Raw genomic sequence first — 14,263 nt, 5'->3', positions numbered from 1 at the left:
GTTGAGCGGTTTTTCTATGTAAATTTTAAATCTACATTTTAGTTAAATATAATATTAGTATTTTGGGGGACATATGAACTGGAAACGCTTGGCTTTATGCGCAATGTTGGGGATTACAGTGCTTGGTACAACTGCATGCGGTACAAACAGTGGTGAACAACCACAAGGTAACACCGTGAAAGCAGAAACTGTAGCTATGCCCAATTTTACAAACGCACCAATTGCTGATGAATATGCTATCTTTGATACAAACTATGGTCAATTTAAGGTTCGTTTGTTAGGGTCTAAAGCGCCGATTACGGTCAAAAATTTTGATTATCTCGTGAAAAAAGGCTTCTATAATGGTGTGACATTTCACCGTGTTATCGAAGGCTTTATGATTCAAGGTGGAGATCCTGATGGCACAGGTGCTGGTGGCCCAGGCTATACAATTCCTGATGAATTCTCCAATGATTTACACTTCAATAAAATGGGCGTTCTAGCCATGGCTAACCGTGGTCCTAATACAGGAGGATCTCAATTTTTTATTACCTTGGGACCTACGGATTGGTTAGATAATAAACACACCATCTTTGGTACTGTAGTACAAGGCATGGATGTAGTTGAAAAAATCGGCAAGGTTAAAACCGGTCGCAATGATAAGCCAGTAGAACCAGTAATCATCAATACCATTACATTGGAGCCGATTACTGATGATGCGAAAAATGGCAAATAAGAAAAGTACTTCTCAAGAGTCTCTTTCTGGTGAATGCGCATCTACACAAGAGGTACAAGGTATAATTGTAGATTGTGATACAATCTTGAACGACGCTAGTGTTCAAGGCGATGAATCAAAAGAAATGCACTATATTTACTTAGTGCGTTGCTCTGATGATTCTTTGTATTGTGGATGGACTACAGATCTCAAACGTCGAATAGATGCTCACAATGGACATATCCCAGGCGGTGCAAAATATACGCGAGGACGTCGTCCTGTGACCTTGGTATATGCTGAAAGCTTTCACCAAAAACAAGAAGCACAACGCAGGGAATATGCTATTAAACGGATGACGAAGAGTAAGAAATTGAGACTCATTAAGGGTGCAAAATAGTCCTTGATTATGGTATAATATGATGATTAATTACTACCACGGAGGTTGAAAATGAAGCGGGTTCTAGTGTCCGTAAAGAGTGTACAACGAGATATGGATGGCAAGGATACCGTAGTGGAACTGATTTCCCCAGGTACGTCACATGAAAAAGGTAATGCTCAATATGTGCGTTATGAAGAATCTAGTGTGACTGGATTGGATGGGGTTAAGACGACCATTAAAATTCATGATGATTCTATCGTGTTGCTCCGAACAGGGGCTGTCAATATGCGTCATCAATACGTCCGTGGTGAAGAACGTGAAGCCGTATATGAAACACCATATGGTGATTTACATATGGCTGTAAATACTCATGAATTAACAGTAGACTTTCATGATGGCGTAGGTCATGTTCATTTAGGATATGATATTTCCGTTGAAGGTGAATGGCAATTTTATAATCAGTTAGATATAGACGTGCGGGAGGATATAGAGCATGGACATGAAGGAAATCCTGAAATCGGGGATTGAACAGGCATTACAAGATACGATTAACAGCGGTGATTTGCCGGCTGGGGAATATCCAGAAATCGTTCTCGAAGTGCCACCTCAAAAGGAATTCGGTGATTTTTCTACAAACATCGCTATGCAATCCGCTCGTGTAGCTCGTCAAAATCCTCGAGCCATTGCTGAAGCTTTGATTAGTCATATGAATTTTGATTGGCTTGAACGTGCTGAGGTTGCCGGCGCAGGTTTTATTAATTTCTTTTTGAAATCTGATATGGTGTACGATACGTTAAAAGCCATTTTGAATGCTGGTACTGAGTATGGTGTTCAACCATTGCGTGCGCGCGATACAATTCAAGTAGAGTACGTAAGTGCAAACCCAACAGGTCCATTGCATGTTGGTCATGGTCGCGGTGCTGCGTACGGTAGTGCTCTTGTAAACTTGTTACGTGCAGCGGGTTATAATGTACAATCCGAGTACTATATCAATGATGCAGGTAATCAAATCGACAACATGGCTATTTCCATTGAGTACCGTTTCCAAGAGTTACAAGGTGCTACATTAGTATTCCCACCTAAACGCAATGAAGACGGTTCTATGCCTGAGTTCGATATTCCAGAAGGGGCGTTAGTGTTCCCTGAAAATGGCTATCGTGGCCCAGATATTATTGAAACAGCGAAAGCGATTGCAGAACGCGAAGGCTTTGATAAATTAAATGCTATGAACGAAGCAGATCGTGTAGCCTTGTTTAAGGAAGAGGGCTTAAAAGAAAAATTAGCTCGCTTAGAGGAAACATTAAGAAACTTCCGCGTTACTTTTGATAATTGGTTCTCTGAACGTACAGTTCATGAAACGGATGAGATTCATCATTCCGTAGAGGCATTAAAGGCCCTTGGCAAAGTTTATGAAAAAAACGGTGCTTTATGGTTAAAATCTACTGATTATGGTGATGATAAAGACCGCGTAGTTATTCGTGATAATGGGGTTCCTACATATTTGGCGGCAGATATTGCGTATCATCGCAATAAATTTGATCGTGGCTTTAAAGAAATGATTGATATTTGGGGCGCTGACCATCATGGCTATGTATGTCGTGTAAAAGCGGCTATGGCGGCATTTGGTTATGACCCTGATAAATTAACAGTATTGTTATTACAAATGGTAGCATTGTTCCGTGACGGACAACTTGTTAAATTGTCTAAACGTAGTGGTGATAGCGTTACATTAGATGAATTGATTGAAGAGGTTGGCGTAGATGCGTCTCGCTATTTCTTCTTGATGCGTTCCTTAGACAGCCAACTTGATTTCGATATTAACTTGGCAAAATCTCGCAGTAATGACAACCCGGTGTATTATATCCAATATGCTCATGCTCGTATTCACAGCATTTACAACCAAGTGCGTGAAGCTGGCATCGCATTTGGCGATTATAGTGAAACTGATTTCACAACACTTACAAGTGAAATGGAATTAGAATTAATTAAGAAATTAGCTGAATATCCGGAAGAGGTCGTTCAAGCTGCTGAACATCGTGCACCTCATCGTATTGCTCGGTACTTATACGATTTGGCAAGCATGTTCCATTCATTCTACCGTCAAGGTCGTATCATTGGCGTAGATCCAGCGTTGCAACAAGCTCGTCTTGGATTAATCACAGCGATTGCCCTCGTTCTTCGTCAAGGCTTGGGTATTTTAGGTATTTCCGCTCCGGAAAAAATGTAATAGGTGGGAGGCATCATGGCAACTAAGTATATTTTCGTAACTGGCGGCGTTGTTTCTTCTCTTGGAAAGGGGATTACAGCAGCATCTTTGGGTCGCTTACTAAAAAACCGCGGTTTCAATGTAACGATTCAAAAATTTGATCCATACATTAATATCGATCCTGGTACGATGAGCCCTTACCAACATGGTGAAGTATTCGTAACAGATGACGGCGCCGAAACGGACCTTGATTTGGGGCATTATGAACGCTTTATCGATATTAACCTTAGCAAACGTTCTAATATTACAGCTGGTAAAGTATATTGGTCTGTAATCAATAAAGAACGCAAAGGTGATTACCTAGGTAGCACTGTACAAGTAATTCCACATATTACAAATGAAATTAAACAAAATGTTTACCGTGTAGGTAAAGAGGATAATGCTGATGTAGTTATCACTGAAATCGGCGGTACTGTAGGTGATATTGAAAGCTTGCCATTTATGGAAGCTATTCGCCAGGTGAAAAAAGAAGTAGGCCGTAACGATGTACTTTACATTCACGTTACGTTAGTGCCTTACATCAATGCCGCAGGCGAGTTGAAAACAAAACCTACACAACATAGTGTAAAAGAATTGCGTAGCATTGGTATTCAACCAGATATTTTGGTATGTCGTAGTGAGAAACATATCTCTGATGATATGAAAGAAAAACTTGCTTTGTTCTGCGACGTAGAACCTGAAGCAGTTATTGAAAATCAAACTTGTAGCTCTATCTATGAAGTGCCATTGATGATGCAAGATCAAGGTCTTGATGATATTGTTATCAAAAAGTTAGGTCTTGAAGATCGTCCATGTGATATGACTGCATGGAAAGAAATGGTTCATAAGATCTTGAATCCTAATAAAGATATTACAGTTGCTATCGTTGGTAAATATGTAGCGTTGCATGATGCGTATTTATCCGTAGTTGAAGCTCTAGATCATGCTGGTATTGCTACAGGTACTAAAGTGAATATTCGTTGGATTGACTCTGAAGAACTTGATGATACTTCTGTAGATCCTAAAGAGGTATTTGAAGGTGTTGAAGGTATCATCGTGCCTGGTGGCTTTGGTTCCCGTGGTGTAGAAGGTAAAATTCGCACAATCCAATACGCTCGTGAAAACAATATTCCATATCTTGGCCTATGCCTTGGCATGCAATCTGCAGTAATGGAATTTGCTCGTAACGTATGTGGCATGGAAGGAGCAACCTCTAGCGAATTCGATGAAAATGCTAAGTACAAAGTAATTGACTTGATGAGTGATCAAGTTGATGTAGATAAAAAAGGCGGTACAATGCGCCTAGGTATCTATCCATGCAAAGTGGAAGCCGGTACGAAAACTCACGAAGCTTATGGGGAAGATTTGATTTATGAACGTCATCGTCATCGCTATGAGTTCAACAATGAATACCGTCAACAATTGACTGATGCAGGCCTTGTAATTTCCGGTACATCTCCAGATGGCCGTCTTGTTGAAAGTATTGAAGTAAAAAATCATCCATTCTTTATTGGTACACAAGCACATCCAGAACTTAAATCTCGCCCAAATAATGCACACCCATTATTCCGTGGTTTCGTAGATGCAATCTTAGAACTAAAAAAATAGATTAAAGCGATGGGATCTATTTTATCTATTATAGGTTTATTTATATTAGCTGCACTCAAACTAGAGCAGTTTGTATATGGTAAATCGGGAAAAGAACAATCTACAACTGGTCACATAGCACGAAGAGGGCTTGCTAATATAGCAGGTTTAATAGCTTTTGATCACGCTACTGTGAACAGTAAGTCTGTTGTAGTACGTAAAAAGAAGAAAGATGCTCAGAAATGAGCATCTTTCTTCTTTTTTTGCTTACATCGAAAAAAGTTGGGAAAATATATCGATAAATTTAAAAATAACGCTTGCAATATTGAATGATATTTGTTATTATATAGACAAAGATAGATATAGATATGGTGTTAAGTACACCAATATAAATATATTCGTTAAATATGGAACTCAAATAAGGAGGACATAACATGTCTATTATTGGTAAACAACTTCCTGAATTTACACTTGATGCTTTCAAAAAACCTGAATTGGTAAAAGTTAGCACTGCAGACGTGTTGGGTAAATGGTCTATATTCGTATTCTATCCAGCAGACTTTACATTCGTATGCCCTACTGAGTTGGAAGACGTACAAAACTCTTATGCAGAGTTGAAAGAATTGGGTTGCGAAGTTTACTCCGTATCTTGTGACTCCGAATTCGTTCACAAAGCATGGTCTGATGCTTCTCCAAGTATCAATAAAATCGAGTACTACATGTTAGCTGACAAAAAACATGAATTGGCTGACTTCTTCGATGTATTCCAAGAAGAATCTGCTATGGCTTACCGTGGTACATTCGTAGTAGATCCAGAAGGCTTCGTGCGTACAGCAGAAATTCATGATATGGGTATCGGCCGTTCCGCTGAAGAATTGGTTCGCAAAGTACAAGCTGCTCAATTCGTAGCTAAACATGGCGATCAAGTGTGCCCTGCACGTTGGAAGCCAGGTAAAGACACTTTGAAACCAGGTCTTGATCTTGTAGGTAAAATCTAATTAAGAAACTTATACTTAAATGCTAGAGTAATCTAGATAACTCCTCAAATGACATAAACACGGGCGCGCATCGTTTTCCTGACGATACGGTAAGTCCCAATACCAGATGAACCCTCTCCAATTCATCATGGTAAACCTCATATAACAAACTACAAACTATACGCAAAAGGACTGGTCTTCGGGCTGGTCCTTTTGTGTTGTTAATATCCCTTTATAAAAGTAGGGAATAAGTTCTTGCATTTTTATAGTGAGTGGTCTATAATGAAATTAATTCCTATTAATATGAAAGGTTTTATAAATAGCTTTATAAATATAATATAAGCACTTTTTAATATGGGTGTGTTTAACACTAACGTTTACAAAGAAAGGCAAGATATATGAGGATTTCCACAAAAGGTCGTTATGCATTGATGGTTCTCATCGATTTGGCAGAGCAAGGGCAAGATAAACCAGTTTCCTTGCGATCTGTGGCAGAACGACAAGGCATATCTGAAAAATACCTAGAAGGTATCGTAGCTCGTTTAGGCGCTGCTAACCTAGTGGATAGTATCCGCGGTAAATACGGCGGATATCGATTGTCTAAAAGCCCTAAGGAGTACACAATTATTGAAATATTGCTTGCTACTGAGGAATCGATGGCTATCATATCTACCCTTGATGAAGGGGTGAGTACTGATACAGTAATCAACGAACGCACCGTTGGTTTCTGGGCAGGCTTACAAAACTATATTCATGATTATTTAGAAAACGTAACCCTACAAGATGTAATTGATGGGACTTACGCAAAACTCGATACAAAATATGATAATTGGGATGGTTCTATTTAATAAGGAGTGACCACTATGTCTAAAATTGCAAAATCTTTTGTTGAATTAATTGGTAAAACACCATTATTAGCTGCTACACGTTTTGGTAAAAAATATGGTGCAAACGCTAATATTTTCGCAAAATTGGAATACTTTAACCCAGGAGGTTCCGTAAAAGACCGTATCGCAGCAGCAATCATTCAAGCTGCAGTTGAATCTGGTGAATTACAACCAGGCGGCACAATCGTAGAAGCTACATCTGGTAATACTGGTATTGGCTTGTCTGCTGTAGGTGCTGCGCTTGGCTATAAAGTTGTAATCGTAATGCCTGAAACAATGTCCATTGAACGCCGTAAATTAATGCTTGGTTATGGTGCTCAGCTCGTATTGACTGACGGTTCTCTTGGTATGAAAGGCGCTATTGCTAAAGCTAAGGAAATCGTAACGGCTACATCCGGTGCTATTGAAGCAGGTCAGTTCGTAAATCAAGCTAATCCTGCAATTCACTACAGAACAACTGGTCCTGAAATCTGGCAAGATACTGATGGTACTGTAGATATCTACGTATCTGGTGTTGGTACAGGCGGTACGTTGACAGGTGCAGGTCGCTACTTGAAAGAACAAAACCCTGATGTACATGTGGTTGCCGTAGAACCAGCAGATTCTCCTGTATTGTCTAATGGTAAACCAGGCCCTCATAAAATCCAAGGTTTAGGTGCTGGCTTCATTCCAGATACATTGGATACTAACATTTACGATGAAGTAATCCAAGTTTCTAACGAGGATGCTTTTGCTACATCTCAAGCCTTCGGTCACACAGAAGGTGTATTGGTAGGTATTTCCTCTGGTGCTGCGCTTTGGGCGGCTCAAGAAATGGCAAAACGCCCTGAAAATAAAGGCAAAAATATTGTAGTAATTCTCCCTGATACAGGCGAACGCTACTTATCTACAGCTTTATTCCCTGAAGTTTAATCACCTATCATGGTGAAAGCATAACAGTTGCTTTCTACTGGCTCAAACACATGGATGTTTCCCTGTATTTTACAGGGAGCATCCTTTTTTTCTGAATTCATTTGTTATTGTAATAGGTAATGTACTGAGTAGATAATAGTGCAGATTATTGATAGTGGGAGAGGGTCTTTTACAATAATATTTATTATTGAATACACAAAAAAATTTATAATTGTATATAAAAAAGGAGCTACTAGGTAGCTCCTTTAGTATTTTGGTATGTATTTAATTGTAATTATCTACCGTTTTTAACAATATTATCCATCCAGTTGAATAATTCTTCTAGATCGTAATCACCAGAATGATCTACATCAAATGGTGTTGCCATATCTACTCTGTACCCAAGGTCTTGAGCACGCGTACCTACGATTAAAGGAATTGCAACAGATGTATTGCTGTCAGCTGTGCCGTAACGGATACGATAGAATCGTGCATTTGTCGCAGCTGGAGAACCGAGATAGTTCATTGGGTTCATCATAGTAACAATCTTAGCATTTTCTACGTATACATCTTGATTAGTAGTTGTATCGTGTAATGCAGCAGTAATTGTAAAGTGATTATTATCTGTAGTACTTGTACCAAATAGACTGTTTTCACCAGTATCATTGGAGCGGGAGTCAAAGGCGCCTGGCGCTTTAGAACGGCTTACAAAGTGGTTATATGCTTCCCAGTTAATGTCTTTGATAGTCCCTGTTTTATTATCACGTACAAGGTATGTATGCTTAGATAAATCAGTACCTTTAGCTTGTGCTTTATTAGCAGCAGCAACGATAAATTCTTTTACATAATTTTTGAAAGTACCATTACCATTCTTATCGAGTTTTAGAACACGACCTAGAGAGTCACGTAATTGTAAGTTATTTACGTAATCAGGGAAGTGTTTACTAAGCATTTTGGAGTATGCTAGATCGTCTGCATTCAAGTTTACACGTTGCATTGTGCGTTGTGGTTGAGCAGGAGTACCGCCTACATTGGCTTGTGGTAATTCACCTGGGGACATAGTCACTTTATTAAAGGACGAAATGCCGTTATAACTCCATTCGTAAGCCATATCAGCTGCATCGAGGTTAGTGATAGGGGCATACGCAGATACTGCGTATACATTAGTTGCCGCGGTAGCTGCACCTAATGCTTGTAAATATGGTTGGAAGTCGGAGCTGTTACCAGTTGCACCTTGTAACAAGGATACACCACCGCCTGCACTTGTACCATTTGTGATAATGCGGTTTGCATTACCTGGCATAGCGGAATCGTTGGCGTGTAAGTAGGCTGTAGCCGCTTGTAAGTCAACGATTACTGCAGGGGCCTTACCGATGAAGTTGCCATCGGAAGCTTTATTGGTACGACCACGTGTAGCAGGGGAAGCTACTACATAACCACGGGATAATGCGTAAAGAACACTGTTAGGTTTACCATTTTCCATTTTTGGAGTCATAGCTTGACTTGGCATATAACCGCCTACCGCATTTGGCATGAAGATAGGGGCTGTTTGGGTGTTGTAACCGTTGATAGTGCCGTTGTTGAAATATTCCTCTGGTACATAAATGTTCATGTATTGCTGATCTATGTCGATTGGATTAGCCACGTAAGGGATGTACTCGAAGGCACGATATTTGATTTCCTTATTATCTACTGTCGTAGACATAGATTCGTAATTTTTCGCGTCAAAGGCAAGGCTAATCTTTGCAGATGCATTGGCTTGCAATGGTGGATCCATTGGTTGGGAAAGAATATTTTTCTCTTCTGTTACAGAAGAGCCTTTTGTAGAGGCTGTATTACGAGCATCTACATAAGATTGCGGTAATTTACTTTCTTGAACCTGTTTAGTCTCTGCCTCAGATTTAGCTTTTGCTTCGGCTTCAGATTCAGCTTTAGCTTTTGCCTCGGCTTCAGCCTGCGCTTTAGCTGCAGCATCTGCTTCTGCGTTAGCTTTTGCCTCGGCTTCTGCCTGAGCTTTAGCAGCAGCATCTGCTTCTGCTTTAGCTTTTGCCTCAGCTTCAGCTTGCGCTTTAGCAGCAGCGTCCGCTTCTGCTAAAGCTTTTGCCTCTGCTTCAGCCCGAGCTTTAGCTGCAGCTGCCGCTTCTTCTTTTGCTAGTTGTTCAGCAGCTAAACGTTTTTGTTCTTCTTGGATCGCAGCTTGTCTTGCAAGTTCCGCTTGTTTAGCAGCAATACGTTCTTGCTCTGCCTTAATAGCAGCTTCGCGTTCTGCTTTAGCTTTCTCGGCCGCGATACGCTCTTGTTCAGCTTTTAAAGCGGCTTGCCGTTGAGCCTCAGCTTGTTGAGCAGCAATACGTTCTTGTTCTGCTTTAATAGCCGCTTGACGTTGAGCTTCAGCCTGTTGAGCTGCCATACGTTCTTGTTCTGCTCTAATAGCTGCTTGTCGTTCGGCTTCGGCTTTAGCGGCAGCTTCGGCACGTTGGCGAGCTGCTTCTTCAGCAGCTAAGCGTTCTTCTTCAGCTTGTTGAGCGAGGATACGCTCACGTTCAGCTTTTAAAGCCGCTTGGCGTTGAGCTTCCGCTTGTTGAGCAACGATACGTTCTTGTTCTGCTTTAATAGCTGCTTGGCGTTGCGCCTCGGCTTGTTGAGCAACGATACGTTCTTGTTCTGCTTTAATAGCTGCTTGGCGTTGAGCCTCGGCTTGTTGAGCGGCGATACGTTCTTGTTCCGCTCTAATAGCAGCTTGTCGTTGAGCCTCGGCTTGTTGAGCGGCGATACGTTCCTGTTCAGCTCTAATAGCTGCTTGACGTTGCGCCTCGGCTTGTTGAGCGGCGATACGTTCCTGTTCAGCTCTAATAGCCGCTTGACGTTGAGCTTCAGCTTGTTGAGCTGCCGCCATATGCTCTTGTTCAGCGCGTAAAGCTTCTTGTCGTTGCGCCTCAGCTTGTTGAGCGGCGATACGTTCCTGTTCAGCTCTAATAGCCGCTTGACGTTGCTCCTCGGCTTGTTGAGCGACGATACGTTCTTGCTCTGCTCTAATAGCCGCTTGACGTTGCGCCTCGGCTTGTTGAGCGGCGATACGTTCTTGCTCAGCTCTAATAGCAGCTTGGCGTTGCGCCTCGGCTTGTTGAGCCGCTAAACGTTCTTGATTTGCTTGTTGCTCAGCAATACGGCGTTGTTCCTCTTGGATACGGATGCGTTCTAGCTCAGCCGCTTGACGGCGTTCTTCTGCAATACGAGCTTGCTCAGCTTGTTGAGCCGCAATACGTTCCTGTTCAGCACGTAAAGCCGCTTGTCGTTGTGCCTCGGTTTGCTGAGCTACCACACGTTCTTGTTCCGCCCGCAAAGCTTCTTGCCGTTGTGCTTCTGCTTGTTGTTGTGCTTGTAGTGCTGCTTGCCGTTGAGCTTCAGCTTGTTTTTGAGCGAGTTGTTGTTGATCAACTTGTGATACATTTTCTTGTTGAGCTGCTTCTTCCGCGGCTAGTTGAGCTAAACGTTCACGCTCAGCACGTTGAATATCGCGAATTGTAAGTCTTTGTTTGGCTACCACGGCTTTTGTTACTGTAGTATTAGATACAGTTAATGGCGCTATGGATTCTTGTTGAATAACAACAGGCGTACGCTGTACTTGTGTAGTTTGTACTTGTTGCTTACCATCTACTGGTTTCTCTACAGTAACAGGTTCAGTTTTTCGCTGTACATTTATCAAGCTGTGCATTGCTAATGTAGGTTCCATGACAGCCTTTGTATCTTTATTGACAACATACTGAGGTTGAGTTTGAACCTGTTGTTGAGATTGCATTGGTACTACTTGTTGCGGTACTGCTTGTAATGGTGTAACTTGTTGAGTTTGTATAGGGCTAACCGTTGCTGGTTGCATCACGTAGGATGGTTGAGGTTGTGCCATCGGTGGTGCTTGTTGTTGTACAATGGTGGCTGGTTGTGGTGTAGTTGGTAAGACTGGCTGAGTTGCCATTGGTTTCACGACTGGAGTTGCTACACTTGTAGTACTTTGTGTCGTTGATTCAGCACTGGTACTCGTACCTACTAAATCATTCATGTTAAGTGTAGGCTCTGCATGGGCAACACCACCCAGCGCAGCTGCGGCAAGAAATGCAGCAGTAACCTTACAATTTTTGGATGATTTCATGAATTAGTTCTCCGAACTAGATTTCTAATAATAATTTATAATTTTAAAGTTAATTAATATTTATATAGTTTAACATAAATCGATGTGATTGTACAATTTTGAGGACTTGCTTCCACTTTTGAAAGTAGTCTAGATTATAAAATATAAAATAATATTAATTATTTTTGAATATCAGAAAAGGACTAGATCACGTATACTTCTGAATTGTTGTTCCAAAATTGTGTCCAATTTTAGGTCAGTTCAGAATACGTATATTCTAGTCCTTTTACTATATCTACTGGTGTGACACCAGCTTTCACCATCGATAAGAGTCATTAATCAATTAGTCGCTAAATGTTAACTATTAGTTACTAACTGCTAATCGTCGAAACTCATCATAAACAATCAACAATTATCAGCCATCAATCAATCATATATAAGCTATAATTGATGGTTAATTTTAATGATTTATTTTGTGATACTATTTTTTAAGCTTGGCTTTACAAGTGCTAAGATAAAGCAAGCCACAACGGAACCGATTGCGATGGACGCAAGGTATAGTAGTGGATTACCAATTGTTGGTACTACAAAAATGCCGCCGTGTGGAGCGCGTAGTGTGCATTCGAAGAACATGGATAACGCACCGGCTGTACCAGCACCGATAATACAAGCTGGTAATACGCGAACTGGATCGGCTGCTGCAAATGGGATGGCACCTTCTGTGATGAAGGAAAGGCCCATGATGTAGTTTGTGATACCAGATTTACGTTCAGCCTCTGTGAAGCGGCTAGGGAAGAATGTAGTACAAAGAGCGATTGCCAATGGAGGAACCATACCGCCTGCCATGACAGCCGCCATAATACCGTATTCGCCAGTTGCAAGAGCACCAGTACCGATAACATAAGCTGCTTTGTTTACAGGGCCGCCCATGTCAACGGACATCATAGCACCAAAGATAAGACCTAACAATACGCGGCTCGTTGTGCCCATGGATTGCAAGGAGTCCATCAACCAGTGGTTAAGTGCGGATACAGGAGGATTGATGATAAAGGTAATGGCGATACCAATGAATAATACGCCAAGCACAGGGTAGAAGAGAACCGGTTTTGTACCTTCTAAGGCTTGAGGTAAACCAGATACTAATTTCTTAACTAATAATACCAAATAACCTGCTGCGAAACCGGCAATCAATGCACCTAGGAAACCAGAGCCACCTTGGTTAGCTAATAAGCCTCCAACAAAACCAGCTACAAGACCTGGACGGTCCGCAATACTCATAGCGATGTAACCCGCTAATACGGGTAACATGAAGCCAAAGGAAGCGCCACCGATTTGCATTAAGAAAGCTGCAAGAGGTGTACCGGAACCAAAGTTTTTAGGATTTGCTGGGTCGAATACATCGAATAAAAAGGCAAGGGCAATTAAGATACCGCCACCGATAACGAATGGCAACATGTGGGAGACACCATTCATCAAATGTTTGTAGATTTGACGACCAAAGTTATCTGCCGCATCGAATGCAGCCACTGCACCATTTTTGTCAGATGGGGAAGCATGGTATACAGGTGCTGTACCAGCCATAGCTTCACGCAATAACTCTTCCGCTTTATTGATGCCGTTCGCAACCTTAGTTTGAATCATAGGTTTGCCATCAAAGCGTGCCATCTCTACTTGACGGTCAGAAGCTACGATAATGCATTTAGCGTGCTCGATTTCTTCTGCTGTAAGAGCGTCTTTAACACCAGATGCACCATTCTTTTCTACTTTTAAAGAAACACCCATTTCTTTAGCTTTGCGTTCTAAAGATTCAGCCGCCATATAGGTATGTGCAATGCCTGTAGGGCAACCAGTAACAGCAAGTACATCATAATGCGGGTTATCTACAGAAATCTTAGGTGCAACCTTTTCAATTACTTCTGTAGCCTTCGCTTCGATAGCATCAGTAATACCAGTTGCTTTTTGATCTTCTGCACGTTTGATAAATCCTTCTACAGATGGATCAAAGTTTCCTTCTTCTTTAGCTGTAATGAGATCTAAGAATCGATCAACAGTAGCCGCTTGAATTAGGGCTTCTTTGAAGTCTGGGTCAATCACCATAGTTGCTAGTTTGCTCAATACCTCTACATGAGTGTCAGTGGCGCCCTCTGGAGCCGCAATCATGAAGAATAGGCGGGAGGGTTGACCATCAAGCGCTTCAAAATCTACACCGTTAGGCACGACCATAGCGGCTAGGCCTGCTTCTTTTACGCCTGCAGATTTAGCGTGTGGTGTGGCAATACCGTCACCAAGGCCTGTAGAACCAGACTCTTCACGAGCGAACACTGCTTTTAAATATTCTGCTTTGTCTGTCAAGTGGCCGCCTTTGTCCATCAATTCACCTAAGGTGTAAATGGCGTCAGCCTTTGTGACAGGATCTGCATTCAACAGGATAGATTGAGGTTTTAATAAATCAGTGATTTGCATATGTGTACTCCTTG

Annotated in this window: 11 protein-coding genes; 9 read left to right on the top strand and 2 right to left on the bottom strand. The window is 41.5% G+C overall.

The window, feature by feature from the left end; translation table 11 throughout:
• Window positions 1-73 precede the first annotated feature (73 nt).
• The 9 genes from ACGHIY_RS08315 to cysK all read left to right on the top strand — a co-directional run bounded on the left by ACGHIY_RS08315 (window position 74) and on the right by cysK (window position 7,681).
• Window positions 74-715, top strand: coding sequence for a peptidylprolyl isomerase (locus ACGHIY_RS08315; RefSeq protein ID WP_004695007.1), 642 nt, complete (start codon window positions 74-76; stop codon window positions 713-715).
• A 124-nt stretch (window positions 716-839) separates the two neighbouring features.
• Window positions 840-1,091: a GIY-YIG nuclease family protein gene (locus ACGHIY_RS08310; RefSeq protein ID WP_390525774.1), complete on the top strand. Its 252-nt coding sequence runs from the start codon at window positions 840-842 to the stop codon at window positions 1,089-1,091.
• A gap of 51 nt (window positions 1,092-1,142) precedes the next feature.
• Window positions 1,143-1,601, top strand: coding sequence for a DUF1934 domain-containing protein (locus ACGHIY_RS08305; RefSeq protein WP_004695011.1), 459 nt, complete (start codon window positions 1,143-1,145; stop codon window positions 1,599-1,601).
• The gene (gene argS, locus ACGHIY_RS08300) at window positions 1,567-3,300 is read left to right on the top strand and encodes an arginine--tRNA ligase (RefSeq protein ID WP_004698104.1); all 1,734 of its coding nucleotides are present in this window, start codon (window positions 1,567-1,569) and stop codon (window positions 3,298-3,300) included. Before ACGHIY_RS08305 ends, argS begins: the two co-directional genes overlap by 35 nt.
• Before the next feature lie 15 nt (window positions 3,301-3,315).
• The gene (locus tag ACGHIY_RS08295; protein ID WP_004695015.1) at window positions 3,316-4,926 is read left to right on the top strand and encodes a CTP synthase; all 1,611 of its coding nucleotides are present in this window, start codon (window positions 3,316-3,318) and stop codon (window positions 4,924-4,926) included.
• Window positions 4,927-4,935: 9 nt separating this feature from the next.
• Window positions 4,936-5,151 (top strand): hypothetical protein, encoded by a 216-nt coding sequence (locus tag ACGHIY_RS08290; RefSeq protein ID WP_004698120.1) that lies wholly within the window; start codon window positions 4,936-4,938, stop codon window positions 5,149-5,151.
• A 188-nt stretch (window positions 5,152-5,339) separates the two neighbouring features.
• Window positions 5,340-5,903 carry an alkyl hydroperoxide reductase subunit C gene (ahpC, locus tag ACGHIY_RS08285; protein ID WP_004698190.1) on the top strand — a complete coding sequence of 188 codons (564 nt, stop codon included), beginning with the start codon at window positions 5,340-5,342 and terminating at the stop codon, window positions 5,901-5,903.
• Between the two features lie 377 nt (window positions 5,904-6,280).
• On the top strand, window positions 6,281-6,730 hold the full coding sequence (locus ACGHIY_RS08280) for an Rrf2 family transcriptional regulator (protein ID WP_004698292.1): 450 nt from the start codon (window positions 6,281-6,283) through the stop codon (window positions 6,728-6,730).
• 15 nt (window positions 6,731-6,745) lie between these two features.
• On the top strand, window positions 6,746-7,681 hold the full coding sequence (gene cysK / locus ACGHIY_RS08275) for a cysteine synthase A (protein WP_004698220.1): 936 nt from the start codon (window positions 6,746-6,748) through the stop codon (window positions 7,679-7,681).
• Window positions 7,682-7,955: 274 nt separating this feature from the next.
• On the opposite strand, the gene ACGHIY_RS08270 is transcribed toward cysK, so the two are convergent.
• Window positions 7,956-11,807: a subtype B tannase gene (locus ACGHIY_RS08270; protein ID WP_390525472.1), complete on the bottom strand. Its 3,852-nt coding sequence runs from the start codon at window positions 11,805-11,807 to the stop codon at window positions 7,956-7,958.
• Between the two features lie 447 nt (window positions 11,808-12,254).
• Entirely contained in the window at window positions 12,255-14,249 is a 1,995-nt protein-coding gene (locus ACGHIY_RS08265) for a fructose-specific PTS transporter subunit EIIC (protein ID WP_390525471.1), read from the bottom strand.
• Window positions 14,250-14,263 lie beyond the last annotated feature (14 nt).

This window comes from Veillonella parvula, assembly GCF_042850485.1.
Taxonomy (GTDB): Bacteria; Bacillota; Negativicutes; order Veillonellales; family Veillonellaceae; genus Veillonella; species Veillonella parvula_Q.
Note: the sequence above shows the minus strand (reverse complement) of the source record. Positions and strands in the feature narration are given on the sequence as shown.